Below are 18,496 nucleotides of genomic sequence, written 5' to 3'. Positions count from 1 at the left end.
ATTTATGGCACATGGTCATAAATCTGATGAGAAAGTTGTTTTTGTCGGTGATTCCCGTGTACGCAAGGGCAACGGCTGGGTCGTACCGCCGGATTACACCGCTTACCCTGGCAAATCAGAAGCGTTCATTCCCAACTTCTTGTTGAAGGAATGGATGGTTGGTGTTGTCGTTCTGGTCGGTTTCTTAGTGCTGACCATCTCGGAGCCGGCTCCGCTCGGTTATCCGGCTGATCCGGGGGCATCCGTAATCCCGATGCCTGACTGGTACTTCTTGTTCCTTTATGAGTATTTGAAGCTTCCGTACGCTTCCGGCGATTATGTGGTGCTCGGAACGATCGGCGTGACCGGTATCGCATTCGGCTCGCTGCTGCTTGCGCCATTCCTGGATACAGGCAAGGAACGCCGCTTCTATAAGCGTCCGATCGCTTCGTCGCTCATGATTTTGTCACTGATTTCCATCGTCTATCTGACGAACTCGGCTTGGACGCACTATCAGCACGAGCTGAAAGAATCCGGTCAGAAGCCTGAGCATATTCAGCGGGAAGAAGAGGCTGAAGAGAAGCATGCCGCAGGACTGCCGACTTCGAATGCGAAGCAGCCTGAGGACAGCGTGGTTGCGATCGTCGATAAGGACAATCCGGCCATGGAAACGTTCAAGACGGCTACATGCATCTCATGTCACGCAGCCGACTTGAAGGGAGCATCCGGTCCATCGCTGCGCGGTGTCGGTGATACCCATACGAAGGAAGAGATCGTTGCCATTATTGAGAAGGGTCAAGGCTCGATGCCTCCGATGAAAGACACTGCACTTAATGCTGGTGTAACGGAAGAGGAACTCGACCAATTGGCCGAATGGCTTGCAAGCCAGAAGGCTGAAGCGGCTGAATAGCAATAGCCAGAACCTGATCGCATCTTGCGGTCAGGTTTTTTCTTTAGAGGCAGGTTAGAAGAATCGTGCAGCTGAATCGAACACGCTTTTACTACAGATGAAAAAGGCAGTAATTTAGGTTATAATACGCGTTAGTCGCGAACAGCGAATGAACGTTAACGATTTGAGGGGGACGGAGTTTGTCATTATCATATTTTTGGAGCAGGGAATTCATCGGAAAACGGCCGTTCCTGTGGCTGCTGCTGATATGCAATGTGCTCGGTACGATTTATGGATACATATGGTATGGCCATCAAATTTCCGACACGGTGAGCCGGGGCCAGTATTGGCAGGTCATCTTCGTGCCCGACAGTCCGACGGCCAGCTTGTTCTTCAGCATTGCGATCTTGCTGCTGCTTTATCCACCTAGGACGGCTTTAGGCGCGATGGTGCAGCAATGGATCGAGGCGCTGGCGGTCGTTACGTCGGTGAAGTACGGGATCTGGGCGGTCGCGATCATCTTCGCGGGACAAGCCCAAGGGGATGTGCTGGTGTGGCAGGACTGGATGCTGGTTGTATCCCATACGGCGATGGCGGTGGAAGCGCTCCTGTTCGTAAGGCTGTTTCATTATCGTTGGACCGCCCTTACCGGGGCGATTGCTTGGACATTCCTGAACGATACGGTGGATTATTCTTACGGCGTCTTCCCTTGGCTGCCGGGTCAGCTGTACGACAACTTGTCGGCCGTTGAGCTGTTCACCTATCTGCTTACGCTGGTCAGCGGTCTAGCCGCCTGGCTGTCCAGGAAATACGCATTGCATAAATCAAGCATGTAACGCACATTACCTTTCGGGTTCTATGGACATCCCTCCTGCCATAACATATACGGTAGGAGGGATGTCCCATGTTACGAAACATGCCCAAACTGAGCCGATACGTGCCTGCTGTTCTTATATTGCTCATATTAGCGATCGGTACGGGGAATCCGATATGGGCGGGGTCGGCCGCTGTAAAGGATGCAGACGAATCCTCACCCGCTGCCCCGATACAAGCGAAGGCATTCAATAAGGAAGTAGAACTGCTGTACCGCTACGTTGAGGAGGGCAATATCCAGGCGGTATTGGAGCAGGTCAGGAAAGTCTCCGGCATGTTCGAGGCCTCATCCTTTCAGGGCTTAACCGGAGTCGAAGGCATTCATGTGCTGGCCGAGAGCATCATTGAAATGAAAGAAGCGACGGCGCATGCCTCCCAGGATCCGCAGCACTGGATGTTGACCGCGGGGAAGCTTCGGTTGGCCGCGGACAGCCTGACCCATACGAAGGACGCGCTGTGGCTGCAGTATTTTAAGGTTGTGAGAGAAGACTTGGATAGGATGAGGGAGCATGCGGGTAAACAGGATAAGCAGGGAATGTCGAGCGCATTCGAGAGCCTGCAGGGCCATTATGAGCTGATTCGTCCTTCGCTCATCATTCAGCGCAAGCCGGATGAAGTCAATATGGTCGAGTCCTGGCTATCTTATGCGGGCGGACTCGTGTCGTCCGGCGATACCGAGGGGGTTCAGCGGATCGTGCCGCAAGGGGAAGAGCTCGTGAATACCTTGTTCGGGAAAAAGAGGGATGAGCCTGCCCTGGCTCCGCTTGGCCAGGTAAAGGAGCCGTGGACCTGGCAGGTCATCATAGGCGCAATCATCCTGGCTGCTTTAATCTTTGCAGGGTACCGCAAATATCGGGGACAGCTGAACAGTTCGAAGTCGCTGTTTCCGCCCAAGGCTTAAAAGCCTGGGGGGCGGGGGCAGGATGATGCAGCAAATCAAGAATAGCCCGGCGAAAGCCGGGCTATTCTTCTTTAAATCCTTCCCCATGCACATCATTGACATCGTTTATGATCATAAATGCTTGCGGGTCGACGGATTTGACAATCCCGGACAACCGCCTGATTTCTTGCCTGGAAACGACGCAGTAAATGATGTGCTTTGCTTCTTGGGAGTATACGCCAATAGCCGGGATCAATGTGACTCCCCGCTCCATGTCAACGGTGATGCGATCGGCGATTTTCTCCGCTTGATCACTGATGATGGTAAAGGCTTTCGCGGCATATGCCCCCTCCTGGATAAAATCGATCACCTTGGAAGCGATGAATACGGCAACCAGGGTGTACAGAATCCGTTCAAGCGGGATAAAAAACAAGGACAATCCGATGATGAGGATATCCAGACTGAGGATCACCTGCCCCATGCTAAAACCAAATTTGCGGTTCACGATTCTGGCAATAATATCGGAGCCCCCGGTCGTTCCACCGAAACGAAAAACGATACCGAGCCCTGCCCCGAGCGTGACTCCGGCGTAAAGGGAGGCGAGAATATAATCATGCTCCGTTCGGAAGGGGATCATCCAGCCCTTGTCGATCAGAAGCTCGAACAGCCAGAGAAACAGCGTTAAGGAAGCGATCCCGAGCCCGGTATAGATGGATTGGCGCTTGCCTAGAATTTTCATCCCGAGCAGAAACAGCGGGATGTTGATGACCATCGTAGAGATGGAGGGGGCGATATTGAACGCATAATTAAGAAGTACGGTAATGCCGGTAACGCCGCCTTCCATCAGTTCGTTCGGAATGATAAAGTACAGCAATCCGAAAGCATAGATCGCCGTCCCGAACATAATCGGGATGATCAACTGAAGCTGTTCAAGCCATTTGCTTGATCTCATATTACCCCTCGCATTCTGGTCTGTAATGTTCCGATATGTTCAGGTTTCCAGATTAACCCGACTAGTATGTACCGATCAGGGAAGGGATAAAAAATATTTGTTTTCAAAACCGCTTTACGATAACATAGGTTTAAAACAATCTTGGGATCCCTTCATGGAATGGGGCGGATTCGGGGAGATTGGGGCAAAGCCTGGAAGAAAACGAGCATTGAAGGGAGTTAATGATCTTGGGAAAATCAATGGCTGAAATGCAGCAGGAAGTCGATCGCTACATCTCGCAATTCAAAGAAGGCTATTTCAGCCCGTTGTCCATGATGGCCCGGATGTCGGAAGAGGTTGGAGAGCTGGCGCGGGAGGTTAACCACCAATTCGGCGAGAAGCCGAAGAAAGCGGATGAAGCGGACAATTCCATTGAGCTCGAGCTTGGCGATATTTTGTTCATCACGATCTGCTTCGCGAATTCGCTTGGCATTGATTTGACCGAAGCCCATAATAAAGTGATGCACAAATTCACGACGCGTGACGCCGACCGGTGGACGAAAATAAACACCGATTAGGCCGCTGTTACATATGCTGTACCAAAACCCGCTGCGGGGGAGGGACAGCCAGTGAAATCGGAAACTTATATACAAAAAGCATACCGATGCATACTTCAAAATGATTTCGAAGAGGCGCTCCGCTGGTTCGAGGAAGCGATCCAGGCCAATCCCGGGGATGCTGAGGTTCATTACCGCTGCTCGATCACGTACGGCCGGAGCAACCGACTGGAAATGGCAATCTCCCACGCGGAGGAAGCGGTGCGGCTTCAGCCGGACAAACCTGAATACACCCTTCATCTGCAGCATATCAAGGCTGCCGAGCTGGTTCAGAAGGCGAGAAAAATGGTTGAGGGACGTACGGATGTCACCAAGTCGGAACTGTATCAGGCGGTTTCGCACCTGAAGTCCGCTGTCGCGATGGACCCGCTATACGCGCAAGCCTATGTATGGCTGGCCCTCGTTTATAGCGAGCTGAATGAACATGCCATGGCCATTGCCACCTTGAGGGAAGTGATTGCTTTATATCCGCAGGAGAGCAGTCTGCAGCATATTATGGAAGAGCTTAAGCAGCGTCTGAAATCATATTTGCAAGAACCGGCATCGGACGGAAAGAGAGGACATGAAAATGGCAGATAAAATATCGGTAATCGTTGTCGGCGCCGGCGGTCGGATGGGTAAAGAGGTTGTGAAGCTGGTGCTGGGGGATCCCGAGCTCGAGCTGGCGGCAGCCGTTGGGCGGTCGGATGCGGGCAAGGACGCGGGGACCCTGGTAGGTCTTCCGGCCTGCGGTATTCAAGTGACGTCGGATTTGGAAATGGCGCTGGTGGAGTCGAAGCCTGACGTTATGGTTGATTTTACGGCGCCTCAGTTCGCATACAGCAATACGGCGCTGGCGATTAAGCACGGTGTCCGCCCCGTCATGGGCACTACCGGCTTCACGCCGGAGCAGATCGAAGAGCTGGACAAGCAGTGCGAGGAGCGGGGAATCGGCGGTTTGATCGCGCCGAACTTCTCGATCGGGGCCATTCTGATGATGAAGTTTGCCGCCCAAGCCGCCAAATACCTGCCGCATGTTGAAATCATCGAAACGCATGGCGATCAGAAGCTGGACGCACCATCGGGAACATCGATCAAGACGGCCGAGATGATAGCCGCTAACCGCGAGGAAATCCGGCAAGGCAATCCGAAAGAGGAAGAGGTTATCGAAGGTGCAAGAGGCGGTTATTACAAAGGCTTCCGCATCCACAGCTTGCGGCTCCCCGGCGTATTTGCGCAGCAGGAGGTCATATTCGGCGGTTACGGACAAAGCTTGAAGATCCGTCACGATTCCTATGAGCGTGCAGCCTATATGCCGGGCGTGAAGATGGCAATCGAGAAGGTAATGGGCTATTCAGGATTAATCTATGGTTTTGATCATTTTATCGACTAACATAGGGGAGAAATCAGATGAATATTGCATTTATCGCACATGACCGTAAAAAAGAAGAGATGGTCAACTTTGTTATCGCCTATGAGGGCGTTTTTAAAGACCATAAGCTATATTCTACCGGCACGACAGGTACGCGCATTATGGAGCAGACCGAGCTGAGCATTCACCGTTTCGCTTCGGGCCCGCTTGGCGGCGATCAGCAGATCGGGGCGCTCGTTGCGGACAACGAGATGGATCTTATCATCTTCTTGCGCGATCCTTTAATGGCTCAGCCTCATGAACCGGACATTAACGCGCTGCTTCGCTTGTGCGATGTCCAGGGAATTCCGCTTGCAACGAATGTGGCGACGGCTGAAATTTTGGTCAAAGCACTGGACCGTGGAGATTTCGCTTGGCGGGAGCTCGTTCACAAGTATAAGCCGGGCGTGGACGGACAATGAGCGACAAGCTGGATATTTTAATCTTCGGCGCGCATGCGGATGATGCGGAGATCGGCATGGCCGGCACGATCGCGAAGCATGTCGCGGCAGGACGGTCTGTCGGCATATGCGATCTGACGCAGGCGGAGATGTCGTCCAATGGAACGGTGGAGATCCGCCGGGGGGAAGCGGAGCAAGCAGCCGAGGTGCTGAACCTTAAGGTCCGGACAAACTTGGGACTGCCGGATCGCGGTTTATTCGCAACGCCCGAGCATGTCGAGCGGATAACGGCCGAGATTCGTAAGCATGCTCCGTCCATCGTGTTTGCTCCGTACTGGGAAGACCGCCATCCGGATCACGTGGCTGCCAGCCGGCTTGTTGAGGAAGCGGTGTTTAATGCGAAGCTGCGGCGGTATTTGCCTGAGCTTCCGCCAGTCAAAGTGGACGAGCTCTATTTTTACTTCATTAATGATATCGGCAGAACGGATCTGATCGTGGACGTGACCGAGCAATACGGGACGAAGGAACGGGCACTCTCCTGCTACCGCTCGCAATTTGAGAAGACGGACGAGAATGCGGTGTCCACTCCGTTAACCGAGGGTTATATCGAACGTGTGCGGGCCAGGGATTCGTTATTGGGCGCGCGCAGCCTTATTCCTTATGCGGAAGGCTTTGCCTCGAAAAGTCCGTATACCGTTCATCTATTCGGCTCCAAACAGGCATAATATACAGAAGGTGACGTTGAAGGAGGCCTTATATGAAACAGCAACCATTAAAAATAGGGATTACCTGCTATCCTTCATTGGGCGGGTCTGGCGTGGTGGCGACGGAGCTTGGGAAGCTTCTGGCGGAGCAAGGCCATCAGGTTCATTTTATAGCACACAGCATTCCGTTTCGTTTAGGCTCCTTTCATAAAAATATTTTTTATCATGAGGTAGAAGTAAACGATTATTATGTATTCCGGTACCCGCCTTATGATCTGTCGCTGGCGACCAAGATGGCGCAGGTGGCGAACATGCAGCAGCTTGACGTGCTTCATGTTCATTACGCGGTTCCGCATGCCGTCTGCGCTTTCCTCGCGAAGCAGATGGTGGGGGATCAGCTTAAAGTCGTAACAACGCTTCACGGGACCGACATTACGGTGCTGGCCCAAGACGAATCGCTGAAGGACTTGATCCGATTGGCGATCAATGAGAGCGATGCCGTAACGGCGGTTTCGGAGGATCTGATCCGGGAGACAAGGGAGCTGCTCGACATTACCCGCGACATTGATCTGACCTATAATTTCGTTGATCCGAGAGTGTATTACCCTCGACATTCGGAATCGCTCCGAAGGGATTACGCCAACCCGGCGGAAAAGGTTCTGATGCATATCTCCAACTTCCGCCCGGTTAAACGGGTAGGGGACGTGCTGGATATATTCGATCGGGTCCAGCGGAACATGCCTGCGAAGCTGCTGCTGGTAGGGGAAGGGCCGGAGCTTCCGAAGATCCAATGCCGCATCAAGGAGATGGGGCTGGAAGATAAGGTTCATTTCCTCGGCAAGCAAGACGAAATAGCGCATGTCATCTCCATGGCCGATGTGCTGCTGCTTCCATCCGAGAAGGAAAGCTTCGGCCTCGTTGCACTGGAGGCGATGGCCTGCGGCGTGCCGACGGTAGGCTCTACGGCCGGAGGGATTCCAGAACTGGTTACGCACGGCGAGACGGGCTTCTTGGCCCCGATCGGCGATACGGCGGCGATGGCGGAGCATGTGCTTACCATATTCAAAGATGCGGAGCTTGCGGAACGGATGCGCAAGGCTTGCCTGCAGCGCGCGACAACGATGTTCTGCAATGAGTTGATTCGCGGCAAGTATGAGCAAATCTATTACCGAGTATTGGGGCGGGAGGTCAACGAGCTGAAGCCGATATGCGGCTGAAGCTCAGATCCTCTCGTCTATTTTTCGGATAAAGAAGGAACGTCAAATCATGAGAAATGGGCAGAAATCAATACAATGGCAATATGCGGATCAGGCGATGGCGGATCGGAGCGCGGAAGTCATCCGGACGCTGCTTCAGCATGGCTATGAGGCATATTGGGTCGGCGGTTGCGTTCGCGATGAGTACATGGGCCGCCGGGTCAGCGATATGGACATCACGACCTCTGCCCGGCCGGAGATAACGGCCTCGTTGTTCCCCAAAGTCATTCCGACCGGCATCCAGCACGGAACGGTGACGGTTCTGATGGAAGGGGAGGCCTTTGAGGTGACGACCTTCCGGATCGAAGGCGGATACGAGGATCACCGTCATCCGACGGAGGTGGCTTTTGTCGGAGATGTCGAGCAAGATTTGAGACGGCGGGATTTTACGATGAATGCGATGGCGATCGGGCTCGACGGTACATGGGTGGATCCGTTCGGCGGCCGGGCGGATATCGACCGGCGCAGGATCCGCTGCGTGGGCGAAGCATCCTTGCGCTTTCGGGAAGACGCGCTCCGCATGGTTCGGTGCATTCGGTTCGCTTCGGTATTCGGCTTCTCGATCGCGCCGCGAACGTGGAAGGGGATCCTTGCGGAGAGAGATACGCTGAGCTTTATCGCCATGGAACGGATCCGGAGCGAATTTGAAAAAATCATGACCGGTCCTTCGCCGCTGCGGGGCTTGAGCATGTTCGTCCGCAGCGGGCTTTATTCACGGATGAAGGCGCCGTTCCCTTATACCGGCCATGATGACAGCATGTTATCGGCGATCCCGCTCATAGACCCGGAGCATGCGTACATCCGTTGGTCGCTCCTCCTGCTGGCTTGCGATATCCGGTCCCAAGCCGCGGATGAGCTACTGCGGGGATGGACGTTCTCCAACAAGCAGCGGCAGGAAATCGTGAGTCTGATGTCCATTCAAGAAGAGTGGCTTAAAATCACCGGAGCCGATAAAGATGGAATGGATAAGCTTCCATGGGTTCGCCTTGTGCTCACCCATGGGAAGGCGTCGGCTGGAGGCTGGCTGCGACTGCAGCAGGCGCTCCATCATTCCGGTGCCGCAGCGACGGCGGAGACTGCAAACAGGCAGCTTGCCGAATGGCTGGAGGAGATGCAGATCCAGAGCCTGAAGGATTTGGCAGTGACCGGCAATGAGCTGGTTCAGGCGCTAGGCAAACGCGGCGGCCCATGGCTTGGCGAGCTGCTCGGGCAGCTGCTGCTTCTTGCAGCGGCCGGCCAGATTAACAATGATAAAGAATCGTTGATTGATGAAGCAAAGCGGGTGGTAATGAATCATGAAGGATCATGATCAAGGGTATTCCTTGCTCCGTATGTTTCAGGAGCATCCCGGTCAGTTCCTGTCGGGAGAAGAAATCAGCCGCAGGCTGTCCATCAGCCGGACGGCGGTATGGAAACAGATCAACAAGCTGCGAAGCCACGGCTATGAGTTCGAAGCGCTTCCGAGGCTCGGCTACCGTATGGTGGACGAGCCCGACGTGCTGGATGAACAGCTGCTGGGAGCCGGAATGAAGAGCCGCTCTTTCGGCAAGCAGATCAAGCTGCTGGACCGAACCGTATCGACGCAGGAGGATGCCCGGGAGCTGGCGGAGGCAGGCGCGCCTGAAGGTACGCTCGTCATCTCGGAAGAGCAGACCGGCGGGCGCGGCCGGATGGGGCGCAAATTCCATTCGCCCCGCGGCAAGGGCATCTGGATGAGCTTGATCCTGAGACCGAAGCAGCCGCTGCATTTAACCCAGCAGCTGACCCTGCTCACGGGGGTGGCGGTATGCCGCGCAATCGGAAAATCAGCGGGTGTGCAGACACAAATCAAGTGGCCTAACGATATTTTATATGAAGGCAAGAAGGTTTGCGGCATTCTGCTGGAATCCACCGCGGAGGACGGGCGGATCCGTTATTGCGTAGCGGGAATCGGGATCAGCGTAAACCTGAAGGAGACCGATTTTCCGGAGGAGCTGCGAAGCGTGGCGACTTCGGTAAGGATGGCTGGCGGGAACGTCGTCAACCGGACAGAGCTGATTCAAACGATCATGCAGGAAATGGAAGTTCTCTACGAATTATATAATGAGCAGGGTTTTGAGCCTATCGCCTCCGCATGGGAGGCGCTGTCGGGCACGGTCGGGCGCGAAGTCCGGGTACAGTCGGGGCAAGGCGATTTCACGGGAACAGCTACCGGCTTGAATAAGGACGGCGCCCTTATGGTGCGCAGCGACGCAGGTGAAATGGTTCCGGTGTACTCCGGCGAAATTCTTTTCAATACCAGGTAAATCAAACAGGGTGAAAAAATTTTCGGACTTTGTTATACTATAGCCAGAGGCGGTATCGCGATCGATTGCGAGCTGCACTCTTGGCAAGTAGCATTAGGAATCATGCATTATTTTAGAACACCTTCATAACTGTTATGCCGGTTACGTTGGATTCTGCTCTGAGCCGAAAGGACCGAGACAGAAGGGACGATCGCGAGTGACTCTTTTTTGCCTTTCGGACCTTTTTAGCAAGCTGTGCTAAAAGGTTTTTTTGTTGTGCTTATACTTTTACGACAGGGAGGCTGTGTCACAATGACAGGCAAGCAACCATTGAACATTGTTAAGATGAGGAATATGAAGCGGGACGGCAAGCCGATCAGCATGCTGACCGCATACGACTACCCGTCCGCAAAGCTGGCGGAAGAGGCGGATATCGATATGATTCTGGTCGGGGATTCCCTCGGCAACGTCGTTCTGGGCTACAATTCAACGATTCCGGTTACGCTGGATGACATGGTGTACCATACGCGTTCTGTAGCCCGCGGTGCGGAGAATACGTTCATCGTTGCCGATATGCCGTTTATGACGTATCACGGGGGAATCGACGAAAGCCTGAAAGGCGTGCGCAGACTCATGCAGGAGGGACATGCACATGCCGTCAAGCTCGAAGGCGGCGCTGAAATCGCCGATACCGTCAAACGGATCGTTCAGTCGGGCGTGCCCGTGCTCGGTCACATCGGCCTGACTCCGCAGTCGGTCAACCAGATCGGCGGCTACCGGATTCAAGGCAAGGACGCCGAGGATGCCAAGCGGCTGATGAACGATGCCAAGGCGCTCGAAGCAGCCGGCGCATTTGCGGTCGTGCTGGAGCTTGTCACAGAAGAGGCCGCAGCCGAAATTACGAAAGCATTGAGCATTCCGACTATCGGGATCGGCGCCGGCCGATATTGTGACGGTCAGGTGCTTGTGTACCATGATATATTGAAATACGCTTCCCCCTACCGTGACAAACGGTTTGTCAAAACTTACGCGGACATCGGATCCGTCATCCGTGACGGAATCGCTCAATATGTAAGAGAAGTCAAGGACCGCTCGTTCCCGGCCGAGGAGCATGTATTCAAATCCGAGAATAAGCAAGCCTCCGAACCGGCGCTCTACGGCGGCAATAAGGAAAAGGTGGGCACTTCATGAACGTCATTCGCACCATAGCGGAAGCAAGAGCATTTATCCAAGCAAGACAACACGAAGGAAGCGGAGCCGTCGGACTTGTACCGACCATGGGCTATCTGCATGAAGGACACGCCAGTCTGATGCGCAAGGCCCGGGAAATGTGCGGAACGGTCGTTGTCAGCATATTTGTCAACCCGATCCAGTTCGGACCGGGCGAGGATTATGAGACCTATCCGAGAGATGAAGCGCGGGACCTTGCCTTGGCGGAAGCAGAAGGGGTGGATGCCGTATTCATCCCGTCCGTTGAGGAAATGTATCCGCAGCCAACGAAAACGAAGATAACTGTTGCGGAGATTACCTCGCTGCTCTGCGGCGCTTCGCGTCCGGGGCATTTTGACGGGGTGACTACCGTTGTATCCAAGCTGTTTCATATCATAAAGCCGGCCTATGCCTTCTTCGGGATGAAGGATGCCCAGCAGGTAGCCGTCATTGAGCAGATGGTTCGGGATTTGAACATGGACGTGAGCATCGTTCCTTGCCCGATTATTCGCGAACAAGACGGTCTCGCCCTAAGCTCCCGCAACGTTTATCTCAGCCCGGAAGAGCGGAGGCAGGCGCTCGTCTTGTCCGGCTCCCTGAAGGCGGCGCAGGCGATAATTGAGCAAAACCCCGAGGTGACGGCAGGCGAGATTCGTACGATGCTTCGGGAGCATATTACGCAGTCGCCGCTGGCCGACATCGATTACGCCGAAGTGCTCACGTTCCCGGAGCTTTCTCCTATTGCGGATTCTGAGCAGGCTTTAGGGACAGATCGTGGAGTCATTATGGCGCTCGCTGTGCGGTTCGGCCGTACGCGCCTGATCGATAATGCGTTAATTCAACCGAAAGTGGGGGATTCCCATGTTTAGAACGATGATGAAATCCAAAATCCACCGTGCGACCGTAACGGAAGCGAATTTGAACTATGTGGGCAGCATTACCATCGATGAGAATCTTATGGAAGCGGCAGATTTGCTGGAGAATGAAAAGGTTCAAATCGTGAATAATAACAATGGCGCCCGTCTGGAGACCTATGTCATTAAAGGAGAGCGCGGCAGCGGCGTGATTTGTCTTAACGGAGCTGCGGCACGGCTCGTGCAGCCGGGGGACAACGTCATCATTATTTCTTATGCCATGATGTCCAAAGAGGAATATGAGAACCATACGCCGACGGTCGTAATCGTTGACGAGAACAATAAGCCTGTAACGACTTCATACCGGGAAGTACACGCAGCTGTGCTGTAATGACCAAAATGTGTCGGGAACGCAAAGGGATGAAAAGGACCACTTCTACAAAAAATGAGTTCAGGTCGACGCACTGATCTCATTTTTTCGCTAAGGGTGGGATGCACGCTATGTTTCAACATGTATTCGCCGAAATGAACAACATGTTAGATGAAATTGTGAAGCATTACCCTACCGCAAATGGCCCTAAAAAGCAGGCGCTTGTACAAAACTGGAATATGCTGAAGAGCATGAGCGACGGCATTATTGAGGAATGGCTCCGTTTCGAGGAACGGATGGCCGTCTTCCGCGAAAATGCCGTATCTCCTCCGGTTTTTCCGCCGACCGAGGCGCCTGAGCTGCAGCATGATGCCTTCATCCGGGGACAAGGGTATTATAAGCTGCTGATGTTTGAGCCGGCGATCGCGCAGTTCAAGCTCGCTGCAGCCGTGTATCCGGATAGTCTCTTGATCAAGCTGTACATTGCATTATCCCAACTTCACTTGGGGGAGACTTCCCAGGCATCCGACGTGCTCATGTCCATCCTGCCGATGGCTGAAGACCGGAAGCTGCGGGCCATGGTGTATAACGCGCTCGGCTGCATTCAAGCCTTAAACGGATGCCAGGCGAAGGCAGAGGAATGTTTTACCCTTGCGATTCACAGCGACCCGACATTACCCGACCCGATAATCAATCTAGAGGTTTGCAAGAAAAACCGGGGTGATCTGCAGTACGGCAGTCAGCTGATCTCGCTGCTGTAAGCAGCAGTCTGAACAAGAAGCGATGCTAAGGCTCAGGGAATGAGCTGTTCAGCATCGCTTTTTGCCGTTGTTATAGAAGTACTGAATGCCTCTAGGGACATGCCAGAAATGTGAATTCCATGCAGGAGTCCGGGTCATGAGGAGCCGGTATTCTGTATGCCGGAATGTTCAAAAGCCGCAACTTCTGGTATGCTGTTAATTAGTCTGGAAGAAAGGGATTTTAACGAAATGAAATTTGCCGTATTGGATTTTGAAACCACGGGCAACCAGTCTGCCGATGAAATTATCCAGGTCGGGCTGGCCATCATCGAAGAGGATCGGGGCATCTCCCGCGTGTACGGCACGTACGTCAATCCCGGGATTCCGATTCCTCCGTTTATTACCGGTCTGACCGGAATTTCCGACAGCGATGTAGCCGATGCGCCGTCTTTGGAGGAAATGATGATGGAGCTCGTGCCCATGCTGGACGATGTGGTTCTGGTCGGGCACAATGTGGCTTTCGATTTTAACTTTTTGCAAAACGCGCTGGATCGCTGCGGTTATTTACCGTTCAGCGGCCGGATTTTAGATACGATGCACTTTTTGAAAATATGCTTCCCCTCGCTGCCATCTTATCAGCTCGGCATGGTTTCCTCGCATTTCGGCCTCGAGCATGACCGTCCGCACCAAGCGGACAGCGATGCGCTTGCCACAGCGAATGTGCTGCTGAAATGCCTGGAGGAGATCGATGAGCTTCCTCTGCTGACCATCCAGCGGCTGAGCGATCTGTTTGCGGAAGAGGACAGCGATTTGGCCTGGTTCTTTGACGGCATCCGTGTGGAGCGCGAGATGCAGGCCGTCCAGGATGGTAGCATTCATACCTACTACCGCCAATTCGCATTAGGCGTTGAGGATTGGACGGACATCGCTCCGGTCCGCGATGAAGCGGAGCCCAATCCGCTGGCGAACATGAGCTTTGATGAGTATATGGATGAGGTTCGGAGACGTTTGAAGGAAGTGCTTCCACAATATGAGAGCCGGGATGCGCAGGACATCATGTTCCAGGAAGTGATGCAGGCGCTTGATGAGGACAAGCATCTGTTGATCGAAGCCGGCACCGGTACTGGAAAATCGCTCGGATATTTGCTCCCGTCCATTTACCAAAGCGTCAAGCAGGAGCAGAAGGTGATGGTCAGCACGCATACGATCAACCTGCAGGAACAACTTCGAGACCGCGACATTCCTCTGCTTACCCAGGTAGTGCCGTTCCCTTTTAAAGCAGCCATCTTTAAGGGAAGAGGTCATTATTTGTGTTTGAGAAAATTTGAACATAAAATAAATAGGAGAGATTTTCATTCGCCGAAGGAGGACGTCATTACGGCGGCCCAAATGCTGGTATGGCTCACACAGACCGAAAGCGGCGATGATGAGGAGCTGAATCTCGGCGGCCGCGGAGGCGATTTCTGGGAAACGATCGCCAGCGATTCCGATTCATGCCTTGGACGAGGCTGCCCGTGGTTCCGCAAGTGCTACTACCATCGGGCGAAGCATGAGGCCGGCATTGCGGATGTTGTGATCACGAATCATTCCAAGCTGTTTACCGATGTAAAAGCGAACCACCAAATGCTTCCGAGCTACGAGCGGCTCGTCATCGACGAAGCCCATCATTTGGAGGATGTGGCCGGCAAGCATCTCGGGCTGCAGATGAAATATTTTACGGTGGTTCATACATTGACGCGTCTATACAAGGACAGCCGAAGCGGGCAGCTCCCTGCGCTGCGGCAGCTGCTCCAGGCTTCTCCCCATGAGAAATCCGGGGAATGGTCGGCGGTCATCGACCGGATCTATCCTGATCTGATCACGGTGAAAGAAACTTGGGACCGACTCAGCGACCAGCTGTTCGGGCTGCTTCCGGAACGCGGCGATGCTTCTCCTGGAGATGCAGGGCAATATACGCTGCGGCTCTCGCCTGCGAAGAAGCCGAAGGATTGGGGAGCGCTCGCCGAGCTGGAACAGCAGATTCACGTGACGCTGGGAGACGTCGTTCGCAAGGGAGACAAGCTGATCGCCGAGATGAAGGAAGAGCTTGACGATTACAGTGCGGACAGCCTGCTGACTGACCTGTCGGGCTTGTTTAAGGATCTGGCTGCGCATCGCGAGGATTTGCGGTCCTTCATGGCTCTGAATGACGAAGGAACCGTATACTGGATGGAGGCCAACGGCAATTTCCGCAGCAAGTCGCTGCAGCTCTACGCCGTGCCCGTTGATGTGAGCAAGCATTTGAAGGAATTGTTTTTTGACAAGAAGCGGAGCGTGATTCTGACATCGGCGACGCTGTCGGTCGATAAATCGTTTCAATTCATGATCGATAATCTAGGGCTCCAGGAGGCGGCGGACGCAGGGAATCTGAACACGGTTCAGCTGCCGTCCCCGTTCAATTACAGGGAGCAGGCGCTTCTTGTCATTCCGCGGGATTTTCCAAGCGTGAAGGGCTCCGTGGGGGATGCGGTATTTGTGGATACGCTTGTGAAGTCGCTCTCTGAAGCGGCAATAGCGACCCAAGGTCGTATGCTCGTCCTGTTTACGTCGTACCGGATGCTTCGTCAGGTGCACGAGCCGCTGAAGGAAGCGCTGGCTGCCAGCGATATTACGGTGCTTGGTCAGGGAATGGATGGTACGAGCCGTACGAAGCTGATACGCCGGTTCCAGGATAGCAGCGCGTCGGTTCTGCTCGGGACCAGCTCCTTCTGGGAGGGTGTTGACATTCCCGGAGAAGCGCTGACCTGCCTGGCGATTGTCCGGCTGCCGTTCCAGCCGCCCAACCATCCGCTGGTCGAGGCGAAGAGCGAGCTGCTGCAGCAGCAGAAGAAGAACCCGTTCATGAAGCTGTCGGTGCCGCAAGCGGTCATCCGCTTCAAGCAGGGCTTCGGGCGGCTTGTTCGGACCGCCCACGATAAGGGAATCGTGATCGTCTACGATACCCGGGTAATCGAATCGTATTATGGAAAATACTTCTTGTATTCCCTGCCCGGACCGAAAATGGAGCATATGCCGACCGAGGGGATCGTCCCCCGTATTGCGCAGTGGCTCGAGGAAAGGGAGAATGAAAAAGAGTGAACCTAAAGGGGAGCAAGGCTTTATATTGGAAGCGATGAACTATCATCCTATTAATAGGGGGAGCATGCATGAAATCGGATAAAATTTCAGAGGCCGTAGTCCGCAGATTGCCAGTCTATTTGCGCTATTTGAATGAGCTTCATAAGCGGGAGGTGTCCACCGTCTCCTCACAGGAGCTTGGGCAGAAGCTCGACCTGAACCCGGCCCAAATCCGCAAGGATTTGGCCTATTTCGGGGATTTCGGCCGGAAGGGCATCGGGTATGATGTCTCCTATCTCATTGAGAAAATCCGCCAAATCTTGAAGCTGGACCAGAAGATCAACGTTGCGCTGGTGGGTGCGGGCAATCTCGGACATGCGCTATCCAATTACAACGCGTTTCTGAAAGATAATATGAAGATTGTGGCGATTTTCGATTCGTATCCTCCGAAAATCGGGCTGAAGATCAATAACTTGACGGTGCAGCCGATGGAAGAGCTGGACAAGACGGTCCAGGAATACGGCATTCGAATCGGGATCATTACGGTACCGGATTTTGAAGCGCAAAACGTAGCCAATCAGCTGATCAACGCCGGAATCGAGGCGATTTTGAATTTTGCCCCGACGATTCTGAAGGCGCCGCCTCATATCCGCATTCACACCGCGGATTTTACGACGGATCTGCAAAGTCTGGCTTACTATTTGGACAATGGGAAGGAGGATGCGCAGCATGACAACGAAGTGGATGGTTAAGAACGGAACATTTGCCGTGCTTCAGGAAGGACAGCCGGTTCTCCGCGGGTATATGGTTGTGGAGGACGACCGCATCACGTATTTGGGGGAAGAGGAGCCTCAGGTCGATGCAGAAACCCAGGTGATGGACGGAACGCATCTGTTATTCCTTCCAGGGCTGGTCAACACGCATGGACATGCAGCCATGTCGCTGCTTCGCGGCTTTGGCGATGATCTGGCCCTGCAAGTTTGGCTGCAGGAGAAAATGTGGCCGATGGAAGCGAAGTTTACGGCCGACGATGTATTTTGGGGCACTTCGCTCTCGGTGCTCGAGATGCTGAAGGGCGGTACGACAACCTTCGTTGACATGTATGACCATATGGATCAGGTCGCCAAGGTTGTCCAAGACTCCGGAATGCGGGGAGTGCTGACAAGAGGCGTCATCGGGCTGTGTCCTCCGGAAGTACAGAAGCAGAAGCTGGATGAGGCGATTGCCTTTGCAAAGGACTGGCACGGTCAGGCGGAGGGCCGGATTACGACGATGATTTCGCCGCATGCGCCTTACACCTGCCCGCCAGACTTCATTGAGAAATTCGTTCAAGCGGCGCATGATTTGAATCTGCCGATTCATACCCATATGTCCGAAACGGCAGCCGAAGTGCAGCAGAATGTGAATGACTACGGACAGCGTCCGGTGGCCCATCTGGAGAAGCTCGGCGTGTTCTCGCGTCCGACGCTGGTTGCGCATGCGGTGCATTTGACGGACGAAGAGATTGAAATATTGGCTAAGCATGATGTCGCGGTATCCCATAACCCCGGCAGCAACCTGAAGCTGGCCAGCGGTGTTGCGCGTGTTCCCGAGCTGTTGAAAGCAGGTGTGACAGTGTCCCTAGGAACCGATGGACCAGCGAGCAATAACAACCTGGACATGTTCGAAGAAATGCGCCTGGCCGCCCTTATCCACAAGGGCGTCAGCGGCGATCCGACGGCTATTCCGGCAGCCGAAGCGCTTCGAATGGGAAGCGAGTATGGAGCACGGTCGGCATTTCTTGATAACGTAGGCAGATTGGCCGTCGGGATGAAGGCGGACATGATCGCACTGGATACCGATCAAGCGCATTTCCTGCCGCGCACGGACTACATTTCGCATTCAATTTACTCGGCCTCCGCCAAGGATGTGGAGCATGTATGGGTTGACGGCAAGCAGGTGGTTAAGCACGGCTCCTGCCTCACGCTGGATGAGGAACGGATCCGCCGTGAAGCCCAGCGTTCATTCGAGCGTCTTTCGACCCTTTAGGGCAGATTAAGGGGG

Annotated in this window: 19 protein-coding genes; 18 read left to right on the top strand and 1 reads right to left on the bottom strand. The window is 54.0% G+C overall.

The features are described 5' to 3' along the window. The first annotated feature begins 4 nt into the window (after nucleotides 1-4). The 3 genes from NST44_RS24780 to NST44_RS24770 all read left to right on the top strand — a co-directional run bounded on the left by NST44_RS24780 (nucleotide 5) and on the right by NST44_RS24770 (nucleotide 2,642). A complete protein-coding gene (locus tag NST44_RS24780) occupies nucleotides 5-889 on the top strand; it encodes a menaquinol-cytochrome c reductase cytochrome b/c subunit (RefSeq protein ID WP_007129845.1) in 885 nt (294 codons plus the stop codon). 179 nt (nucleotides 890-1,068) lie between these two features. After that, nucleotides 1,069-1,704, top strand: a complete 636-nt coding sequence (locus NST44_RS24775; RefSeq protein WP_007129846.1) for a DUF1405 domain-containing protein — start codon at nucleotides 1,069-1,071, stop codon at nucleotides 1,702-1,704. Nucleotides 1,705-1,772: 68 nt separating this feature from the next. Next, nucleotides 1,773-2,642: a sporulation protein YpjB gene (locus tag NST44_RS24770; protein ID WP_007129847.1), complete on the top strand. Its 870-nt coding sequence runs from the start codon at nucleotides 1,773-1,775 to the stop codon at nucleotides 2,640-2,642. 61 nt (nucleotides 2,643-2,703) lie between these two features. On the opposite strand, the gene NST44_RS24765 is transcribed toward NST44_RS24770, so the two are convergent. Then, nucleotides 2,704-3,573 (bottom strand): YitT family protein, encoded by an 870-nt coding sequence (locus NST44_RS24765; RefSeq protein WP_007129848.1) that lies wholly within the window; start codon nucleotides 3,571-3,573, stop codon nucleotides 2,704-2,706. A 221-nt stretch (nucleotides 3,574-3,794) separates the two neighbouring features. Here NST44_RS24765 and NST44_RS24760 point away from each other — a divergent pair, with 221 nt between their 5' ends. From NST44_RS24760 to NST44_RS24690, 15 genes are all read left to right on the top strand, one after another. Beyond that, nucleotides 3,795-4,130: a nucleotide pyrophosphohydrolase gene (locus tag NST44_RS24760; protein WP_376773065.1), complete on the top strand. Its 336-nt coding sequence runs from the start codon at nucleotides 3,795-3,797 to the stop codon at nucleotides 4,128-4,130. Between the two features lie 51 nt (nucleotides 4,131-4,181). Further along, complete coding sequence (locus NST44_RS24755) at nucleotides 4,182-4,748, top strand: tetratricopeptide repeat protein (protein WP_007129850.1); 567 nt, start codon at nucleotides 4,182-4,184, stop codon at nucleotides 4,746-4,748. Further along, a complete protein-coding gene (gene dapB / locus NST44_RS24750) occupies nucleotides 4,738-5,541 on the top strand; it encodes a 4-hydroxy-tetrahydrodipicolinate reductase (protein WP_007129851.1) in 804 nt (267 codons plus the stop codon). Before NST44_RS24755 ends, dapB begins: the two co-directional genes overlap by 11 nt. A gap of 17 nt (nucleotides 5,542-5,558) precedes the next feature. Continuing rightward, the gene (gene mgsA / locus NST44_RS24745; RefSeq protein WP_007129852.1) at nucleotides 5,559-5,981 is read left to right on the top strand and encodes a methylglyoxal synthase; all 423 of its coding nucleotides are present in this window, start codon (nucleotides 5,559-5,561) and stop codon (nucleotides 5,979-5,981) included. Further along, entirely contained in the window at nucleotides 5,978-6,685 is a 708-nt protein-coding gene (gene bshB1 / locus NST44_RS24740; protein WP_007129853.1) for a bacillithiol biosynthesis deacetylase BshB1, read from the top strand. Before mgsA ends, bshB1 begins: the two co-directional genes overlap by 4 nt. A gap of 32 nt (nucleotides 6,686-6,717) precedes the next feature. After that, the gene (bshA, locus tag NST44_RS24735; protein WP_007129854.1) at nucleotides 6,718-7,881 is read left to right on the top strand and encodes an N-acetyl-alpha-D-glucosaminyl L-malate synthase BshA; all 1,164 of its coding nucleotides are present in this window, start codon (nucleotides 6,718-6,720) and stop codon (nucleotides 7,879-7,881) included. 49 nt (nucleotides 7,882-7,930) lie between these two features. After that, complete coding sequence (locus NST44_RS24730; RefSeq protein WP_007129855.1) at nucleotides 7,931-9,229, top strand: CCA tRNA nucleotidyltransferase; 1,299 nt, start codon at nucleotides 7,931-7,933, stop codon at nucleotides 9,227-9,229. Then, on the top strand, nucleotides 9,216-10,205 hold the full coding sequence (locus tag NST44_RS24725; protein WP_007129856.1) for a biotin--[acetyl-CoA-carboxylase] ligase: 990 nt from the start codon (nucleotides 9,216-9,218) through the stop codon (nucleotides 10,203-10,205). The genes NST44_RS24730 and NST44_RS24725 overlap by 14 nt, the downstream gene beginning before the upstream one ends. A gap of 291 nt (nucleotides 10,206-10,496) precedes the next feature. Further along, complete coding sequence (gene panB, locus NST44_RS24720) at nucleotides 10,497-11,375, top strand: 3-methyl-2-oxobutanoate hydroxymethyltransferase (RefSeq protein ID WP_007129857.1); 879 nt, start codon at nucleotides 10,497-10,499, stop codon at nucleotides 11,373-11,375. Further along, a complete protein-coding gene (panC, locus tag NST44_RS24715; RefSeq protein WP_007129858.1) occupies nucleotides 11,372-12,262 on the top strand; it encodes a pantoate--beta-alanine ligase in 891 nt (296 codons plus the stop codon). The genes panB and panC overlap by 4 nt, the downstream gene beginning before the upstream one ends. Continuing rightward, nucleotides 12,255-12,638 (top strand): aspartate 1-decarboxylase, encoded by a 384-nt coding sequence (gene panD / locus NST44_RS24710; protein WP_007129859.1) that lies wholly within the window; start codon nucleotides 12,255-12,257, stop codon nucleotides 12,636-12,638. Before panC ends, panD begins: the two co-directional genes overlap by 8 nt. 110 nt (nucleotides 12,639-12,748) lie before the next feature. Next, nucleotides 12,749-13,378 (top strand): hypothetical protein, encoded by a 630-nt coding sequence (locus tag NST44_RS24705; protein ID WP_007129860.1) that lies wholly within the window; start codon nucleotides 12,749-12,751, stop codon nucleotides 13,376-13,378. A gap of 228 nt (nucleotides 13,379-13,606) precedes the next feature. Continuing rightward, nucleotides 13,607-16,474: an ATP-dependent DNA helicase DinG gene (gene dinG / locus NST44_RS24700; RefSeq protein ID WP_210094617.1), complete on the top strand. Its 2,868-nt coding sequence runs from the start codon at nucleotides 13,607-13,609 to the stop codon at nucleotides 16,472-16,474. A 68-nt stretch (nucleotides 16,475-16,542) separates the two neighbouring features. Continuing rightward, a complete protein-coding gene (locus NST44_RS24695; RefSeq protein WP_007129862.1) occupies nucleotides 16,543-17,205 on the top strand; it encodes a redox-sensing transcriptional repressor Rex in 663 nt (220 codons plus the stop codon). After that, nucleotides 17,183-18,481, top strand: a complete 1,299-nt coding sequence (locus tag NST44_RS24690) for an amidohydrolase (protein WP_007129863.1) — start codon at nucleotides 17,183-17,185, stop codon at nucleotides 18,479-18,481. Before NST44_RS24695 ends, NST44_RS24690 begins: the two co-directional genes overlap by 23 nt. The last annotated feature ends 15 nt before the right edge of the window (nucleotides 18,482-18,496 follow it).

This window comes from Paenibacillus sp. FSL W8-0919 (genome assembly GCF_038003785.1).
Classification (GTDB): Bacteria; Bacillota; Bacilli; order Paenibacillales; family Paenibacillaceae; genus Paenibacillus_AQ; species Paenibacillus_AQ lactis.
Note: the sequence above shows the minus strand (reverse complement) of the source record. Positions and strands in the feature narration are given on the sequence as shown.

What these genes read in the sequence shown, in the direction of transcription:
- NST44_RS24780 (WP_007129845.1), top strand. Translation starts at nt 5, where the DNA reads ATGGCACATGGTCATAAATCTGATGAGAAAGTTGTTTTTGTCGGTGAT.
- NST44_RS24770 (WP_007129847.1), top strand. Translation starts at nt 1,773, where the DNA reads ATGTTACGAAACATGCCCAAACTGAGCCGATACGTGCCTGCTGTTCTT.
- NST44_RS24765 (WP_007129848.1), bottom strand. Translation starts at nt 3,573, where the DNA reads ATGAGATCAAGCAAATGGCTTGAACAGCTTCAGTTGATCATCCCGATT.
- NST44_RS24760 (WP_376773065.1), top strand. Translation starts at nt 3,795, where the DNA reads ATGATCTTGGGAAAATCAATGGCTGAAATGCAGCAGGAAGTCGATCGC.
- dapB (WP_007129851.1), top strand. Translation starts at nt 4,738, where the DNA reads ATGGCAGATAAAATATCGGTAATCGTTGTCGGCGCCGGCGGTCGGATG.
- mgsA (WP_007129852.1), top strand. Translation starts at nt 5,559, where the DNA reads ATGAATATTGCATTTATCGCACATGACCGTAAAAAAGAAGAGATGGTC.
- bshB1 (WP_007129853.1), top strand. Translation starts at nt 5,978, where the DNA reads ATGAGCGACAAGCTGGATATTTTAATCTTCGGCGCGCATGCGGATGAT.
- bshA (WP_007129854.1), top strand. Translation starts at nt 6,718, where the DNA reads ATGAAACAGCAACCATTAAAAATAGGGATTACCTGCTATCCTTCATTG.
- NST44_RS24730 (WP_007129855.1), top strand. Translation starts at nt 7,931, where the DNA reads ATGAGAAATGGGCAGAAATCAATACAATGGCAATATGCGGATCAGGCG.
- NST44_RS24725 (WP_007129856.1), top strand. Translation starts at nt 9,216, where the DNA reads ATGAAGGATCATGATCAAGGGTATTCCTTGCTCCGTATGTTTCAGGAG.
- panB (WP_007129857.1), top strand. Translation starts at nt 10,497, where the DNA reads ATGACAGGCAAGCAACCATTGAACATTGTTAAGATGAGGAATATGAAG.
- panC (WP_007129858.1), top strand. Translation starts at nt 11,372, where the DNA reads ATGAACGTCATTCGCACCATAGCGGAAGCAAGAGCATTTATCCAAGCA.
- panD (WP_007129859.1), top strand. Translation starts at nt 12,255, where the DNA reads ATGTTTAGAACGATGATGAAATCCAAAATCCACCGTGCGACCGTAACG.
- NST44_RS24705 (WP_007129860.1), top strand. Translation starts at nt 12,749, where the DNA reads ATGTTTCAACATGTATTCGCCGAAATGAACAACATGTTAGATGAAATT.
- dinG (WP_210094617.1), top strand. Translation starts at nt 13,607, where the DNA reads ATGAAATTTGCCGTATTGGATTTTGAAACCACGGGCAACCAGTCTGCC.
- NST44_RS24695 (WP_007129862.1), top strand. Translation starts at nt 16,543, where the DNA reads ATGAAATCGGATAAAATTTCAGAGGCCGTAGTCCGCAGATTGCCAGTC.
- NST44_RS24690 (WP_007129863.1), top strand. Translation starts at nt 17,183, where the DNA reads ATGACAACGAAGTGGATGGTTAAGAACGGAACATTTGCCGTGCTTCAG.